Raw genomic sequence first — 16,041 nt, 5'->3', positions numbered from 1 at the left:
CCGCTCAAAATGAGCGGGGCTTTTTGCATTATGAACTAAAAGGGTTACTGATTACCTGTTTGCTCACCGTAGGGGAGAGTGTCGTAATCCTTCAGGGCATCTTTCTGATACGGGTTACCGATCCAGCGCGTGGCTTCAACAAACTGCGGGCTGGTGACGGCACGTGCTGCATCATAACCGTCGTAGGTTAAACCGGCCAAATCGGACCAGGTATGAATCAGTTCCGAGCTGCTGTACTTGCGGTTTACATCCCCGGAGAAGTCACGCGGGTGCTCCTGCTGCCAGGCCGGTGAAGTCCAGAGGATGAACGGTATGGTGTACATATGGCGCGTTGGGCTGCTTTCGTTACGCCCCTGGGTCTGGTGCGGCGGTGTGTCGTAGACCTCTTCCCCGTGGTCAGAGAAATAGAGCAGGAAGCCGTTAGGATCGCTGGCCTTGTAGTCTTTAATCAGCGTGGAAACCACGTGGTCGTTGAACAGGTTGGCGTTATCGTAGCTGTTGTAGGCTTCTTGCTGATCTTTGCTTAGACCTGCAGGTAAATCATCGGTTTTACCGTCAAACTTGCCCCAGTTTTCCGGGTAGCGGAAGTCATAGCGAATATGCGTACCCAGCAGATGTACGATAATGAACTTCCTGGGCGCAGGGTCTGCCAGCACCTCTTTAAATGGCGCCAGCACGTTGGTGTCATACTCGCGTGCGCTCTGAGTGCGCTGCTGGTTCATATAATATTGCTTGTCGGTCTGCTTCGAGAACACCGTCAGCATGGTGTTGCGTTCGGTCATTGTCTGCTGATTGGTGATCCAGAATGTCTTATAACCGGCCTGCTTCATCAGGTTCATCAGCGAAGGCTTCGTCAGATAGAGGTCCGGCTCCTTCTCGTCTGCAAACGTCAGCGCCTGCTGCAAAATTTCAATGGTGTAAGGACGCGAAGTGACGACGTTATTGAATACCGTCATTTGCGGATCGGTCTTCTGCAGCTCATCCAGCTCTGGCGTAGTCTTACGGTGGTAGCCGTAAAGGCTCATGCGGCCACGCTGTGTCGATTCGCCGATAACCAGCACTAAGGTGCGCGGAGCAGTCCCGGAGGCATCTTTCAGGTTAGCCAGAGGAGGCAGGGCGTTATTGGAGCTGAGCATGCTGTTCAGGCTGTCCAGCTGCTGGCGGTATTCGGTATAGGCGACGATAAACTGCCACGGTGCAGCGGGCTCAAGGCGCGAAGAAATGCTTGAGAACGAATCGCCGATGCTGCGTTTGTTGATGAGCCACTCTTTACCAACCGGGTTAAGCACCAGGCCGAACAAAATGGCAAAGGACACCAGCCAGCGCCATGGGTTTGGAATGTATACCGGGCGCAGGCGACTCCACAGGAAAATCGCTACCAGCGTGTAGGCAAGTGTAATGAGCAGCAGCTTCAGGCTGAAGTACTGGCTCAGGTATTCGCTGGCCTCGCTGGCGTTGGTTTCGAACATCACAAACAGGACGCTTTGCGAGAACTCCTGCCCGTAAACCACGTAATAGCCCAGCGCCGCAATCGAGGCCGCCCAGAGGACTATGCCGATAATGGCCGCAATGAGGCGCGTGCGCTGCGGAAAGAGAAAGACCGGAATAAACCACAGGGAGCTGAACAGAAGGGAATCACGAAGCCCGGTGGTACCGCTGTATCCCGACGTTAATATGGCAATCTGCAGAACCGAGGAAAAATACCAAAAGTAGAGCAAAACCCATCCAAGGGCTTTTAAGCTGAACTTGCGTTCAGCCTGGTTAGATGTGAAGTTCATTCTCTTGCCTGTGCTAAAAAATTATCATTAACCGTAATGAGAAAACCTTAAGTAAGCCTTAGTTGTGGACGCTACGGTGGCTTTTATCGACGAAAAAAGTCACCCACTGCTGGATGACTTTTGCGCACAATATAGGAAATGTGTCGAAATAATGACAGCGGAATTTCAGCCTTGTTCCATTACGATTGACGCGGGCGGGACTTAAAGACTTTCGTTGTCTTTTTATTTAAGAAGAATAAGACGTTAAGACAAAGGACAGTGATGATGAGCCTTGCGATCGGGCCGCAATAAAAAACCCCGCCTCAGCGGGGTTTGAATGTCGCTTACCAGCCGTTAGCCGGTATTACGCATCCCGGCAGCAACGCCGGCGATGGTGACCATCAGGGCTTGTTCTACGCGGGCATCCGGCTCTTCACCTTTCTCTTCCGACTGACGCGAGCGGTGCAGCAGCTCGGCCTGCAGGACGTTCAGCGGATCGGTGTAGATGTTACGCAGGGTGATAGACTCGGCGATCCACGGCAAATCTTCCATCAGATGGGCGTCGTTAGCGATGTCTAACACCACTTTAATGTCGGCTTCCAGCTGGTCACGCAGCTGTTTACCCAGCTTCCACAGTTCGGGCTTCACCAGGCGCTGATCGTAGTATTCCGCCAGCCAAAGGTCTGCTTTAGCGAATACCATCTCCAGCATGCCGAGACGCGTAGAGAAGAACGGCCAGTCGCGACACATCGCCTCCAGTTCGCTCTGTTTCCCTTCCTCCACCACTTTTTGCAACGCGGCGCCTGCACCCAGCCACGCCGGCAGCATCAGGCGGTTTTGGGTCCAGGCGAAGATCCACGGAATGGCACGCAGCGACTCGACCCCGCCGTTTGGACGGCGTTTTGCCGGGCGAGAACCCAACGGCAGCTTGCCTAATTCCAGCTCTGGCGTTGCAGAACGGAAATACGGCACAAAATCTTTATTTTCACGGATATAGCCGCGGTACATTTCGCAAGAGGTTGCGGAGAGTGAATTCATAATCTGGATCCACTCTTGCTTCGGTTCCGGCGGCGGCAGGAGGTTAGCTTCAAGAATGGCGCTGGTGTAAAGCGACAGGCTGCTGATGGTGATTTCCGGCAGGCCGTATTTAAAGCGGATCATTTCGCCCTGCTCGGTGACGCGCAGGCCGCCCTTCAGGCTTCCTGGTGGCTGTGAAAGCAGAGCAGCGTGTGCAGGCGCACCGCCACGGCCGATGGAGCCGCCGCGCCCGTGGAACAGCGTCAGGGCGATCCCGGCTTTCTCGCAGGTTTTGATCAGGGCATCCTGAGCTTCGTACTGCGCCCAGGATGCGGCCATTACGCCAGCGTCTTTCGCTGAGTCGGAATAGCCAATCATCACCATCTGTTTGCCCTGGATAAAGCCGCGGTACCAGTCGATGTTCAGCAGCTGGGTCATCACGTCGTCGGCATTATTCAGGTCGTCGAGGGTTTCAAACAGCGGCGCAACTGGCAGCGCGAAAGTACAGCCAGCTTCTTTCAGCAACAGGTGAACGGCAAGCACGTCTGACGGCGTTTTTGCCATCGAAATAACGTAGGCAGCAATAGAACCGCGCGGGGCTTCGGCCACCACTTTACAGGTTTCCAGCACTTCGCGGGTTTCTTCGCTTGGCTCCCACTGGCGAGGCAGCAGAGGGCGTTTGGAGTTTAGCTCGCGGATCAGGAAGGCCTGTTTATCTGCCTCTGACCAGCTTTCATAATCACCGATCCCAATGTAGCGGGTCATTTCACCCAGCGCTTCGCTATGGCGGGTACTTTCCTGGCGAATATCGATCCGCACCAGCGGCACGCCGAAACACTTCACGCGGCGCAGGGTATCCAACAGCTGACCATTGGCGATAATACCCATCCCGCAGGCCTGCAGGGACTGATAACAGGCATAGAGCGGATCCCAAAGCTGCTCGTTTTGAATGAGCAAACCTTCCGGCTTCGGCAGGTGCTGGCCTTTCAGGCGGGCTTCAAGCCATGCCTGAGTGGCGAGCAGCTGCTGGCGAAGACCTTTCATGATGTGGCGATAAGGTTCCTGACCGGCATCCGGCCCTGCCAGCTCGCTCAGTTCAGCCGTACATTCCACCATCGACAGTTCAGAAACCAGTACCGCGATATCGCGCAGGAACAGGTCAGTAGCCTTCCAGCGGCTGAGCAGCAGGACGTGACGAGTAATCTCGGAAGTGACGTTTGGGTTACCGTCGCGGTCACCGCCCATCCAGGAGGTGAAGCGTACCGGGACGAAATCGACCGGCAGTTTGTAATTCAGATTCTCTTCAAGCTGTTCGTTAAGTTCGCGCAGGTAGTTAGGCACGCCTTCCCAGAGGCTGTTTTCTACCACCGCAAAGCCCCATTTAGCTTCGTCGACGGGAGAAGGGCGATGCTTACGAATTTCGTCGGTATGCCAGGCCTGAGCGACCAGCTGGCGCAGGCGGCGCATAATCTGATTGCGCTCGTAATCGGCCAGGTCGCTGTGGTCGAGCTGCTTAAGGCAGCTGTTGACTTCGACCAGCTTGTGAATCAGGGTGCGGCGGGTGATTTCCGTAGGGTGAGCGGTGAGCACCAGCTCCAGAGAGAGGGACTCCACGGCTGCCCGAATGTCCGCTTCGCTGATGCCTGGCTGATTTTTTAATTTTTGCAGGGTCTTAGCGATAACTTCGGGGTTGCTGGCCGCTTCGCCCGTCGCTGAGATGCTGTGGTACTGCTCGGCGGTGTTGGCGAGATTAAGAAACTGGCTAAAGGCGCGGGCGACGGGGAGCAGTTCATCATTTGAGAGGTTCTGCAGCGTGCTCAGCAGCTCCTGACGATTGGCTTCATTACCGGCGCGGGAGGACTTAGATAACTTTCGGATCGTTTCTACGCGGTCGAGGATATTTTCTCCCAGCGCATCTTTGATGGTATCTCCGAGCAGTTTTCCGAGCATGCTGACATTACTTCGCAAAGCAGAATAGCGTTCGTTCATATGACTCCAGCCCAATCTATAATGTAACTTAATTTCACCCGTGAAGGTTCAACACCGCCTTTTATAAAGCCACGTCATCAACCATTCGTCAATTGCTACGAAATCGTTTCAGCAAACGAGAAAATGACGCGAATTTATGAAATTTAATTACCAACTTCGCTCATAAGCATTTCTTATAAGAATAGCGACAAATCCAGAGAAAAAAGGGGGTAAAACCCCCTTTCACCGCGATTTATTAATGCCAGCAAAAATGATGAACCACCTGGGTAATTAATTCCCGGGTGGGCTTAATAAAGCGGGTATCGATGTATTCATCCGGCTGGTGTGCCTGGTTAATGGAGCCGGGGCCAAGGACCAGCGTTGGACAGACGGTCTGGATAAACGGCGCTTCGGTGCAGTAGTTCACCACTTCCGTTTGCGCGCTTAACAGTTTCTCGACGACCTGAACGAGCTGGTGGTCCGGCGGGCATTCGTAGCCCGGAATAGGCGGATGCAGCTCCGAAATTGTCACTCGGCCAGGCCATCGCTGGCTCACCGGCTCTAGTGCTTCGGTCAGTAAACCGTTCAGATCGTTTAATGTCATGCCCGGAAGCGGACGAATGTCCATGTGAAGTTCGCAACATGCACAAATGCGGTTTGCGGCGTCGCCGCCGTTGATATGGCCCAGGTTCAGGGTCGGATACGGCACGGTGAAGGCATCGTGGTGGTAGCGATCCTTCAGGGTGTTACGCAGCGTAAGGATATGGCCAATCGCATCATGCATCAGCTCAATCGCGTTCACGCCACGAGCAGGATCGCTCGAGTGGCCGGACTGCCCGAGGATGCGGATGGCGTTCGACAAGTGACCTTTGTGCGCGCGTACCGGCTGTAAAGAGGTTGGCTCGCCGATGATGGCGCAGTCCGGGCGCAAGGTGGTCGTTTCAGAGAAATAGCGGGCGCCTGCCATCGTCGTCTCTTCGTCGGCGGTGGCCAGAATATAGAGCGGCTTTTTCAGGGTTGTCACATCCACGTCGCGCAGCGCATCCAGAATAAACGCGAAGAAACCTTTCATATCGGCGGTGCCCAGCCCGTACAGCTTGTTGTCATGCTCGGTCAGGGTAAAGGGATCGCGCGTCCAGCGGCCATCGTCAAATGGCACGGTATCGGTGTGCCCGGCCAGCAGCAGACCGCCAGCCCCCTGGCCACTGCTTGCCAGCATATTGAATTTATTGCGTGTTCCGGGTACAGGCTGAATTTCGACGTTAAAACCGAGGTCGCGGAACCAGCCCGCCAGTAAATTGATTAAAGACTCATTGCTCTGATCCAGCGCGCTGTCGGTAGCGCTGATGGAAGGTGTCGCGATCAGGGCGCGGTAGATCTCGATAAAAGGCGGTAATTTCATCTTCACTGTTGACAGGCCTTAGGTTAGGATAGTATCAATATTCATGCAGTAATTGTGAATAAAAATACAATAACGTTGAGCGTAAAGGAACAGTTAAGCGTTCCGGTGAATAAAAAACCACGCTAACGGACGTGGGTGAAAGCTTTTGGCTGGCACTCTGAGCAGACCGAAAAGACAAGGTGAACGACCCAGATGTTGAATACGCTGATTGTGGGTGCAAGCGGTTATGCAGGCGCAGAGCTTGTGAGCTATTTGAATCGCCATCCTGATATGAACATAACCGCTTTGACGGTTTCAGCGCAAAGTTCAGATGCAGGAAAATTGTTATCTGATTTGCATCCTCAATTAAAGGGCATTGTCGATCTCCCGCTGCAGGCGATGTCCGACATCAGCGAGTTTAGCAAAGACGTGGACGTGGTGTTTCTCGCCACCGCCCACGAAGTCAGCCATGACTTGGCCCCGCATTTTCTTGCTGCCGGCTGCGTGGTTATCGATCTCTCCGGCGCGTTTCGCGTTAACGATCCGGCGTTTTATGAACGCTATTACGGTTTTACTCATCAGCATCCTGAACTGCTGGAGAAGGCGGTTTACGGCCTGGCGGAGTGGCAGGGCGATAAGCTGAAAGAGAGCAATTTAATTGCGGTGCCGGGCTGCTATCCAACCGCATCCCAGCTGGCGCTGAAGCCGCTGATCGACGCCGATCTGCTGGATTTGAACCAGTGGCCGGTGATCAACGCCACCAGCGGCGTAAGCGGCGCCGGGCGCAAAGCAGCGATTTCCAGCAGCTTCTGCGAAGTCAGCCTGCAGCCGTATGGCGTATTTAACCATCGCCATCAGCCTGAAATTGCGACCCATCTTGGCGCGTCGGTTATTTTCACTCCGCACCTCGGCAATTTCCCGCGCGGCATCCTGGCGACCATTACCTGTCGCCTGAAAGCAGGCGTCACGCAGCAGAAAATCGCTGAGACGTTTACTCAGGCCTACGGTGAAAAGCCGCTGGTTCGCCTCTATGAAAAAGGCGTTCCGGCGCTGAAAAACGTTGTCGGCCTGCCGTTCTGCGACATCGGCTTTGCCGTGCAGGATGAGCACCTGATTGTTGTTGCCACCGAGGATAACCTGCTGAAAGGTGCCGCGGCGCAGGCAGTCCAGTGCCTTAATATTCGTTTTGGCTTCGCCGAAACGCAGTCCCTTATTTAACCGTCTGTCGGGTGAAATGATGAATCCTTTAATTATCAAATTAGGCGGCGTACTGCTGGATAGCGAAGAAGCGCTGGAGCGCCTGTTTACCGCGCTGGTGAACTACCGTCAGTCCCATCAGCGTCCGCTGGTTATCGTGCACGGCGGCGGTTGCCTGGTCGATGAGCTGATGAAGAAGCTGGCGCTGCCGGTGGAAAAGAAAAATGGCCTGCGCGTTACGCCTGCCGACCAGATTGACATTATTACCGGCGCGCTGGCAGGTACGGCGAACAAGACGCTGCTGGCGTGGGCGAAGAAGCACGGTATTAACGGCGTTGGGCTGAGCCTCGGCGACGGGGATAGCGTGACGGTGACCCAGCTTGACGAAGCGCTTGGCCACGTCGGTCTGGCTAAACCGGGCTCGCCAAAACTGATTAACACGCTGCTGGAAAATGGCTTCCTGCCGATTGTTAGCTCCATCGGCGTGACCGCGGAAGGCGAACTGATGAACGTGAATGCGGATCAGGCGGCGACGGCGCTTGCCTCAACGCTCGGTGCGGATCTGATCCTGCTGTCCGACGTAAGCGGTATCCTGGACGGTAAAGGCCAGCGCATCGCCGAGATGACGGCGGCAAAAGCCGAGCAGCTGATTCAGCAGGGCATTATTACCGACGGCATGATAGTGAAAGTGAACGCGGCGCTGGATGCTGCTCGTACTCTGGGACGTCCGGTGGACATCGCCTCATGGCGCCACGCGGATCAGCTACCCTCTTTATTCAACGGCGTGGCTATCGGCACCCGGATTCTGGCATAGACAAAGAATAGCTTTAACAAGGACAAGACAATGCAAAATCACGGCATCAAAAAAATCGTTCTCGCATACTCTGGCGGCCTCGACACTTCTGCCATCATTCCATGGCTGAAAGAGAACTACGGTGACTGCGAAGTGGTCGCCTGCGTAGTGGATATTGGTCAGGATCGTGAAGATCTTAAAGGCGTAGAGCAGAAAGCGTTACGTTCTGGCGCTTCTGAGTGCTACGTCGTGGATGCGCGTGAAGAGTTCATCAGCGACTATGTTTACCCTGTGCTGCAGACCGGAGCGCTGTATGAAGGCAGCTACCTGCTCGGCACTTCAATGGCGCGTCCGCTGATCGCTAAGGTGCTGGTGGATGTGGCCAATAAAGTGGGCGCAGATGCGCTGTGCCACGGGGCGACCGGCAAAGGTAACGACCAGGTGCGTTTTGAATCCACCTGGGCCGCGCTGGCTCCACATCTGAAAGTTGTTGCGCCATGGCGTGAGTGGAACCTGCGTTCCCGTGAAGCGCTGCTCGACTACCTGAAGGAGCGTGATATCCCGACGACTGCCTCACTGGAAAAAATCTACAGCCGTGACGAGAACGCATGGCACATTTCTACCGAAGGTGGCGTGCTGGAAAGCCCGTGGAATGCGCCGAATAAAGATTGCTGGGTGTGGACCGTTGACCCGCAGGAAGCGCCAGATCAGGCAGAGCAGGTGACCGTTACCGTTAAGCAGGGCAAAGTGGTTGCCGTCAACGGCGAAGCGATGAGCCCGTTCAAGTGCCTTGAGACCCTGAATGTCATCGGCTCTAAACACGGTATTGGCCGTATCGATATCGTTGAAAACCGCCTGGTGGGCATTAAGTCCCGCGGCTGCTATGAAACCCCGGGGGGCACGATTATTATGGCTGCGCTGCGTGGCGTTGAGCAGCTGGTGCTGGATCGCGATTCCTTCAAATGGCGTGAGCAGCTGGGGCTGGAAATGTCCTACGTTGTGTACGATGGCCGCTGGTTTGCGCCGCTGCGTAAATCCCTGCAGGCGTCTGCCGAGTCGCTGGCGGAAGAGGTGAACGGCGAAGTTGTGCTGCAGCTTTACAAAGGTCAGGTAACGGCGATTCAGAAGAAGTCACCGAACAGCCTGTACAGTGAAGAGTTTGCGACCTTTGGCGAAGACGAAGTTTACGATCACAGCCACGCTGGCGGCTTCATCCGTCTGTTCTCACTCTCTTCTCGTATACGTGCGCTGAACGAACTTAAGAAGTAATTTTTTACCCTCACGCTTTCCCTGAATGGGGAGGGTGTGAGGGGCAGATGAACATCAATAATGTAATGGAGCATGACTATGGCACTTTGGGGTGGGCGTTTTACTCAGGCAGCCGATCGGCGGTTTAAGCAATTCAATGACTCTTTGCGCTTTGACTATCGCTTAGCTGAGCAAGACATCGTAGGTTCCGTCGCCTGGTCCAAAGCGCTGGTCACCGTGGGCGTGCTGACTGAAGCTGAGCAACAGCAGCTTGAGCAGGCTCTGAACGTTTTACTGGAAGAAGTGCAGGCCAACCCGCAGGCGATTCTGGAAAGCGATGCGGAAGATATTCACAGCTGGGTGGAAGGCAAGCTTATCGATAAAGTCGGTGCGCTGGGTAAAAAACTCCATACTGGCCGTAGCCGTAACGATCAGGTCGCGACCGACCTGAAGCTGTGGTGCAAAATGCAGATTAGTGAACTGCTGGCGGCCACTCGCCAGGTTCAGCAGGCGCTGATTGAAACTGCCGAAGCTAACCAGGATGCCGTGATGCCGGGCTATACGCACCTGCAGCGTGCGCAGCCGGTGACGTTTGCTCACTGGTGCCTGGCGTACGTAGAAATGCTGGCTCGCGATGAAAGCCGCCTGCAAAGCACGCTGGATCGTCTGGACGTTAGCCCGCTGGGCAGCGGCGCGCTGGCGGGGACGGCCTATGAGATTGATCGTGAGCAGCTGGCTGGCTGGTTAGGTTTTGCCTCTGCAACCCGCAACAGCCTGGACAGCGTTTCCGATCGCGATCACGTGCTGGAGCTGCTGTCCAATGCTTCTATCGGCATGGTCCACCTTTCCCGTTTTGCCGAAGACCTGATCTTCTTCAATACCGGAGAAGCCGGTTTTGTTGAGCTTTCCGATCGCGTCACTTCCGGCTCTTCGCTGATGCCGCAGAAGAAGAATCCGGACGCGCTGGAGCTGATCCGCGGCAAATGTGGCCGCGTGCAGGGTGCGCTGACCGGCATGATGATGACCCTGAAAGGTCTGCCGCTGGCCTATAACAAAGATATGCAGGAAGACAAAGAGGGGCTGTTCGACGCGCTCGACACATGGCTTGACTGTCTGCATATGTCGGTGCTGGTGCTGGACGGTATCCAGGTAAAACGTCCTCGCTGTCAGGAAGCGGCCGAACAAGGCTATGCGAATGCCACCGAGCTGGCGGATTATCTGGTCGCCAAAGGCGTACCGTTCCGTGAAGCCCACCACATTGTTGGGGAGGCGGTGGTCGAAGCGATTAAACAAGGTAAAGCGCTCGAAGCCTTAACGCTTGCCGATCTGCAAAAATTCAGTGCGGTTATTGGCGACGATGTTTATCCGATCCTGTCGCTGCAATCCTGCCTCGATAAACGCGCTGCTAAGGGAGGCGTTTCACCTGTGCAGGTTGCCCAGGCCATCACTGACGCTAAACAGCGCCTGGTCTAATCCCCTCGAAATTTGAACAAAAAAAAGCGGACATACTGTCCGCTAAAAGTTCACGTTGGCTTTAATAATTCGTCAGGTTCAGAGAACAGAGAGTCTCTGCAGCCGCGCTTCGTTCTGGGGTAAGTCAGGGCGAAGCGCCTTGCTGTTGTCGGCTATTATTCACCAACATCGCTTGATAGGGATAATCGTTCGTTGCTATGCTATCTATCGCCATGAACTATCGTGGCGCAGGAGGATAGAGAATGAATATTCGAGATCTTGAATACCTGGTGGCGCTGGCCGAGCACCGCCATTTTCGTCGGGCAGCGGATGCCTGTCACGTTAGCCAGCCGACGCTGAGCGGCCAGATTCGCAAGCTGGAAGATGAGCTGGGCGTTATGCTTCTTGAGCGCACCAGCCGCAAAGTGCTGTTCACCCAGGCAGGTTTACTGCTGGTGGATCAGGCGAGGACCGTGCTGCGTGAAGTCAAAGTGCTGAAAGAGATGGCAAGCCAGCAGGGCGAAGCCATGTCCGGGCCGCTTCACATCGGCCTGATCCCAACCGTCGGTCCTTATCTGCTACCGCAAATTATCCCTATGCTGCATCAGAGCTTCCCTAAGCTGGAAATGTACCTGCATGAAGCCCAAACCCATCAGCTGCTGGCGCAGCTCGATAGCGGTAAGCTGGACTGTGCCATTCTGGCGCTGGTCAAAGAGAGCGAAGCGTTTATCGAAGTGCCGCTGTTTGATGAGCCGATGGTGCTGGCGGTTTATCAGGATCATCCCTGGGCAAACCGCGACCGCGTGCCGATGTCCGATCTGGCCGGCGAAAAGCTGCTGATGCTGGAAGACGGGCACTGCCTGCGCGATCAGGCGATGGGTTTCTGTTTTGAAGCGGGCGCTGATGAAGATACCCATTTCCGGGCGACAAGCCTGGAAACGCTGCGCAACATGGTTGCGGCAGGAAGCGGCATTACGCTACTGCCGGCGCTGGCCGTGCCGCATGAGCGCCAACGCGATGGCGTGGTTTATCTGCCGTGCTATAAACCAGAGCCGCGTCGCACCATCGGCCTGGTTTATCGTCCTGGGTCACCGCTGCGCAGCCGCTATGAGCAGCTGGCAGAGGCCATCCGCACTCATATGGATGGCCATTTCGACTCAGCGCTAAAACAGGCGATTTAAGCCGTTAAGCGCCGCTACCCGATAGGCTTCCGCCATCGTCGGGTAGTTAAAGGTGGTGTTAACGAAGTACTCAATGGTGTTACCGCCACCTTTCTGCTCCATAATCGCCTGGCCGATGTGAATAATTTCGGCCGCGCGCTCGCCAAAGCAGTGGATCCCCAGAATTTCTTTCGTCTCACGGTGGAACAGAATTTTCAGCGTCCCGACGTTCATCCCCACGATTTGCGCACGAGCGAGATGTTTAAACTGCGCACGGCCCACTTCGTAAGGCACTTTCATGGACGTCAGCTGTTGTTCCGTTTTGCCCACGGAGCTGATTTCAGGGATGGTATAAATCCCTGTCGGGATATCTTCTACCAGGTGGCCGGTCGCCTCGCCTTTTACCAGCGCCTGAGCGGCGATACGCCCCTGGTCATAGGCCGCTGAAGCCAGGCTTGGGTAGCCGATAACGTCGCCCACCGCGTAAATATGCGGCAGCGCGGTCTGGTACATGCTGTTAACCTTGATGAGTCCACGGCTGTCGGCTTCCAGCCCGATGTTTTCCAGCGCCAGTGAATCCGTGTTACCGGTTCGTCCGTTAGCGTAAAGCAGGCAATCTGCTTTCACTTTTTTGCCGGATTTCAGGGAAACAATCACGCCATCGTCGGCGCCCTCAATCTTCTCGAACTCTTCATTGTGGCGAATAACCACGCCGCTGTTCCAGAAGTGATAGGAGAGTGAATCTGACATCTCCTGATCGAGGAAGGCAAGCAGGCGATCGCGAGTGTTGATCAGATCGACTTTGACGTTCATCCCGCGGAAGATCGAGGCATATTCGCAGCCGATCACCCCGGCACCATAGATGATCACATGGCGTGGTTCGTGATGCAGGCTAAGAATCGAGTCGCTGTCGTAGATGCGCGGATGGGTAAAATCAACTTCCGGCGGGCGGTATGGGCGCGAGCCGCAGGCAATGACAAACTTCTCGGCGGTATAGGTTTCTACCGAACCATCGTGGCACTGAAGCGCGATGGTGTGCTCATCCACAAAGTGCGCATCGCCCTGCAGCATTTCGCAGCGGTTACGCTCGTAAAAGCCCTGGCGCATGCGGGTTTGCTGGTTAATCACGCTGTCGGCGTGGTTGAGGATGTCGGCAAAAGAGGAGCGGAGAAGGTGAGTGTGGTCGCTGTATAACGGGTTTTGATTGAATTCAATAATGCGGCTAACGGCGTGGCGGAGGGCTTTCGAAGGGATGGTGCCCCAGTGGGTGCAACCGCCGCCAACATTATGGTAGCGCTCAATCACCGCTACCCTGGCTCCTTGTTTCACCAGACCCATGGCGGCGCCTTCGCCTCCGGGACCGGAACCAATCACTATTGCGTCATAATCGTAGGTTTGTGGCATGGTAAGGCTTACCTGTTTTTATACATAAAGGCAACACGATGGTAACATCAACCGAGAATTTCCCCAATTCTTGTTGTGCTTTTTACCGCCGCAGCAGGTCAATGCTCCGTAAACAATCATTCACAATACACTATAAAAGCGGTAGCTTGATTCTCTGATATAGTGCCAGCTCTGTTTGAAGGATTCAGGCAATATGATGGGTGTAAGAGCGCAACAAAAAGAGAGAACCAGGCGTTCTTTGGTCGAAGCCGCGTTTAGCCAGCTAAGCGCCGAAAGAAGCTTTGCCAGCCTGAGCCTGCGTGAAGTCGCCCGCGAAGCCGGTATTGCGCCAACGTCATTTTATCGCCATTTTCGCGATGTTGATGAACTCGGTCTTACTATGGTGGATGAAAGCGGCCTGATGCTGCGGCAGCTAATGCGCCAGGCACGCCAGCGCATCGCGAAGGGTGGCAGCGTGATCCGCACGTCGGTTTCTACCTTTATGGAGTTTATCGGCAATAACCCTAACGCCTTTCGCCTGTTGCTGCGCGAAAGGTCGGGCACGTCTGCGGCGTTTCGTGCCGCAGTAGCGCGTGAAATTCAGCACTTTATTGCGGAACTTGCCGACTATTTAGAACTCGAAAATCGCATGCCTCGCAGCTTCACGGAAGCGCAGGCGGAAGCGATGGTCACCATTGTTTTTAGTGCAGGTGCCGAAGCGCTGGACGTTGATATTGAACAACGTCGCCAGCTCGAAGAGCGACTGGTGCTGCAGCTACGTATGATCTCGAAAGGGGCGTACTACTGGTATCGCCGGGAACAAGAAAAAATGGCGCTTGCTCATTTATCCGAAGAGTAAAGGAACGAGCAACAATGAAACAGTTACAAGATAGAGGCACGCTGGCGCTGGCGTTTATCGCCGGTCTGTCGATTAACGGATCGTTTGCCGCGCTGTTCAGCTCGGTCGTTCCATTCTCGATCTTCCCTGTTATTGCCCTGGTGCTGACGGTTTATTGTCTGCATCAGCGCTACCAGAACCGTACCATGCCGATTGGCTTACCAAGCCTGGCCGCCGCCTGTTTTGTCTTAGGCGTGCTGCTTTACAGCTCAGTGGTTCGCGTTGAGTACCCGGCGATCGGCTCTAACTTTGTGCCTTCAATTCTGTCGGTGGTTGTGCTGTTTTGGATTGTGTTCAGGGTTCGCAGCCGTAAAAGCGAAGCTTCGGAATAAGCGAAATACAGAGACAAGAAAGGACGCCCAGGCGTCCTTTTCTTATTTGCGGGTCAGTAGCACACCGCACTCCATATGGTGCGTATACGGGAACTGATCGAACAGCGCCAGCCGGGCGATATCGTGAGTCTGCGACAAGGTCTCAAGATTTTCGCACAGCGTCTGTGGGTTGCAGGAGATATAAAGGATGTGCGGATAGGCCTGCACCATGTTTACCGTGTCGGCATCCAGACCGCTGCGCGGCGGGTCGACGAAAATGGTTTCGCACTGGTAACTCTTAAGGTCGATACCCTGCAGGCGGTTGAACTCCCTGACGCCGTTCATCGCCTGGGTAAACTCTTCGGCAGCCATGCGGATAATCTGCACGTTGTCGATATTGTTTGCCGCGATGTTGTACTGCGCCGCCGCAACGGAGGGTTTAGCGATTTCGGTTGCCAGCACGCGGTCGAAGTTACGGGCCAGCGCCAGCGAGAAGTTGCCGTTACCGCAGTACAGCTCCAGCAGATCGCCGCTTGAGTTTTCTGTCGCGTTCAGCGCCCACTCCAGCATCTGAATATTCATGGCCGCGTTTGGCTGGGTGAAGCTGTTTTCAACCTGGCGGTAAATCATCTCTTTACCCGCAACAGGCAGATGCTCGTCGATGAAGTCCTGGTCCAGCTCAATCTTGGTTTTGGTGGCCCGGCCAATCAAATGCACGTTAAAGCCGCGAGCGCGTAGGCTATCGCGCAGCGCCTCAGCGTGCTGCCGCCACTCGTCATCCAGCTTGCGATGGTAGAGAAGGGAGACGACGGCCTGATTGCTCAGCGTCGTCAGGTAGTCAATCTGGAACAGCTTGTGGCGCAGGACTGGAATATCCCGAACGCCGTCCAGCATCGCTGGCATCAAGGCGTTGATTAACTCGCTTGCCGCCGGGAAACTGTTGACGCGGATACGGCTTTTGGTCTGCTGATCGAACATGATGTGATAAAGGTCATCACCTTCATGCCAGATGCGGAACTCGGCTCGCATACGATAGTGGCTCACCGGTGAGCGGAACACCTCCGGGGCCGGTGCGTCAAAAGGCGCCATCATGCCTTCGAGGCGAGTGACTTTTTCCGCCAGTTGCGCGTCGTACTGATCTGTCGGGAGGTGTTCAGGGGTCATGGCTAGCCATCCAGTCGGTCAATGAATACAAACTACGCGGCGATTGTAGGGATTCAACTCACGATGTCCAGCCCGATCGCGATAAGAAGTTCCGCTGGAAGTCTGGACATCTCTATAAGCCTGACGGTAGCATGGCTTTTCCGGCCTCCTGAGAGTTAAAAGGGAACCCAGTGTAATTCTGGGGCTGACGCGCAGCGGTAAGGAACGGCGAGATGAACGCATTAAGCAGACACTGCTTCTCTATATAAGCGGGAAGTCTTCATCTCAATTAAGCCCCCAAGCCCGAAGACCTGCCGGAAGTACGTCGCAAGT

General features: G+C 55.0%; 12 protein-coding genes and 1 riboswitch. Of the genes, 7 read left to right on the top strand and 5 right to left on the bottom strand.

Annotation, left to right across the window (positions count from 1 at the left end):
* Positions 1-44: 44 nt before the first annotated feature.
* The 3 genes from EL098_RS21830 to argE form a co-directional block, all read right to left on the bottom strand.
* The gene (locus EL098_RS21830) at positions 45-1,778 is read right to left on the bottom strand and encodes a phosphoethanolamine transferase CptA (protein WP_126358066.1); all 1,734 of its coding nucleotides are present in this window, start codon (positions 1,776-1,778) and stop codon (positions 45-47) included.
* 333 nt (positions 1,779-2,111) lie between these two features.
* Complete coding sequence (ppc, locus tag EL098_RS21825; RefSeq protein WP_126358065.1) at positions 2,112-4,763, bottom strand: phosphoenolpyruvate carboxylase; 2,652 nt, start codon at positions 4,761-4,763, stop codon at positions 2,112-2,114.
* Positions 4,764-4,998: 235 nt separating this feature from the next.
* On the bottom strand, positions 4,999-6,150 hold the full coding sequence (gene argE, locus EL098_RS21820) for an acetylornithine deacetylase (protein ID WP_126358064.1): 1,152 nt from the start codon (positions 6,148-6,150) through the stop codon (positions 4,999-5,001).
* Positions 6,151-6,336: 186 nt separating this feature from the next.
* Between argE and argC the strand changes: the two genes are divergently transcribed.
* From argC to oxyR, 5 genes are all read left to right on the top strand, one after another.
* Positions 6,337-7,341, top strand: a complete 1,005-nt coding sequence (gene argC / locus EL098_RS21815) for an N-acetyl-gamma-glutamyl-phosphate reductase (RefSeq protein WP_126358063.1) — start codon at positions 6,337-6,339, stop codon at positions 7,339-7,341.
* Between the two features lie 16 nt (positions 7,342-7,357).
* Positions 7,358-8,134: an acetylglutamate kinase gene (gene argB / locus EL098_RS21810; RefSeq protein ID WP_126358062.1), complete on the top strand. Its 777-nt coding sequence runs from the start codon at positions 7,358-7,360 to the stop codon at positions 8,132-8,134.
* A gap of 30 nt (positions 8,135-8,164) precedes the next feature.
* Positions 8,165-9,382 (top strand): argininosuccinate synthase, encoded by a 1,218-nt coding sequence (locus EL098_RS21805; protein ID WP_126358061.1) that lies wholly within the window; start codon positions 8,165-8,167, stop codon positions 9,380-9,382.
* 78 nt (positions 9,383-9,460) lie between these two features.
* Positions 9,461-10,834: an argininosuccinate lyase gene (gene argH, locus EL098_RS21800; protein WP_126358060.1), complete on the top strand. Its 1,374-nt coding sequence runs from the start codon at positions 9,461-9,463 to the stop codon at positions 10,832-10,834.
* 242 nt (positions 10,835-11,076) lie between these two features.
* A complete protein-coding gene (oxyR, locus tag EL098_RS21795) occupies positions 11,077-11,994 on the top strand; it encodes a DNA-binding transcriptional regulator OxyR (RefSeq protein ID WP_126358059.1) in 918 nt (305 codons plus the stop codon).
* Here the strand turns inward: oxyR and sthA are convergent.
* The gene (sthA, locus tag EL098_RS21790; protein WP_126358058.1) at positions 11,977-13,377 is read right to left on the bottom strand and encodes a Si-specific NAD(P)(+) transhydrogenase; all 1,401 of its coding nucleotides are present in this window, start codon (positions 13,375-13,377) and stop codon (positions 11,977-11,979) included. The genes oxyR and sthA overlap by 18 nt on opposite strands.
* 196 nt (positions 13,378-13,573) lie before the next feature.
* Here sthA and fabR point away from each other — a divergent pair, with 196 nt between their 5' ends.
* Together fabR and EL098_RS21780 are read left to right on the top strand one after the other, a co-directional pair.
* Positions 13,574-14,215, top strand: coding sequence for an HTH-type transcriptional repressor FabR (gene fabR, locus EL098_RS21785; protein ID WP_039289193.1), 642 nt, complete (start codon positions 13,574-13,576; stop codon positions 14,213-14,215).
* Between the two features lie 14 nt (positions 14,216-14,229).
* Positions 14,230-14,586 carry a YijD family membrane protein gene (locus tag EL098_RS21780; protein WP_126358057.1) on the top strand — a complete coding sequence of 119 codons (357 nt, stop codon included), beginning with the start codon at positions 14,230-14,232 and terminating at the stop codon, positions 14,584-14,586.
* A 42-nt stretch (positions 14,587-14,628) separates the two neighbouring features.
* Here the strand turns inward: EL098_RS21780 and trmA are convergent, their stop codons facing one another.
* Positions 14,629-15,729: a tRNA (uridine(54)-C5)-methyltransferase TrmA gene (gene trmA / locus EL098_RS21775; protein ID WP_126358056.1), complete on the bottom strand. Its 1,101-nt coding sequence runs from the start codon at positions 15,727-15,729 to the stop codon at positions 14,629-14,631.
* Positions 15,730-15,853: 124 nt separating this feature from the next.
* Positions 15,854-16,041, top strand: a riboswitch (cobalamin riboswitch).

This window comes from Cedecea lapagei (assembly GCF_900635955.1).
In the GTDB taxonomy this organism is placed as follows: Bacteria; Pseudomonadota; Gammaproteobacteria; order Enterobacterales; family Enterobacteriaceae; genus Cedecea; species Cedecea lapagei.
Note: the sequence above shows the minus strand (reverse complement) of the source record. Positions and strands in the feature narration are given on the sequence as shown.

Coding starts and splice junctions, on each gene's coding strand:
- EL098_RS21830 (WP_126358066.1), bottom strand. CDS start 1,778: ATGAACTTCACATCTAACCAGGCTGAACGCAAGTTCAGCTTAAAAGCC.
- ppc (WP_126358065.1), bottom strand. CDS start 4,763: ATGAACGAACGCTATTCTGCTTTGCGAAGTAATGTCAGCATGCTCGGA.
- argC (WP_126358063.1), top strand. CDS start 6,337: ATGTTGAATACGCTGATTGTGGGTGCAAGCGGTTATGCAGGCGCAGAG.
- argB (WP_126358062.1), top strand. CDS start 7,358: ATGATGAATCCTTTAATTATCAAATTAGGCGGCGTACTGCTGGATAGC.
- EL098_RS21805 (WP_126358061.1), top strand. CDS start 8,165: ATGCAAAATCACGGCATCAAAAAAATCGTTCTCGCATACTCTGGCGGC.
- argH (WP_126358060.1), top strand. CDS start 9,461: ATGGCACTTTGGGGTGGGCGTTTTACTCAGGCAGCCGATCGGCGGTTT.
- oxyR (WP_126358059.1), top strand. CDS start 11,077: ATGAATATTCGAGATCTTGAATACCTGGTGGCGCTGGCCGAGCACCGC.
- sthA (WP_126358058.1), bottom strand. CDS start 13,377: ATGCCACAAACCTACGATTATGACGCAATAGTGATTGGTTCCGGTCCC.
- fabR (WP_039289193.1), top strand. CDS start 13,574: ATGGGTGTAAGAGCGCAACAAAAAGAGAGAACCAGGCGTTCTTTGGTC.
- EL098_RS21780 (WP_126358057.1), top strand. CDS start 14,230: ATGAAACAGTTACAAGATAGAGGCACGCTGGCGCTGGCGTTTATCGCC.
- trmA (WP_126358056.1), bottom strand. CDS start 15,729: ATGACCCCTGAACACCTCCCGACAGATCAGTACGACGCGCAACTGGCG.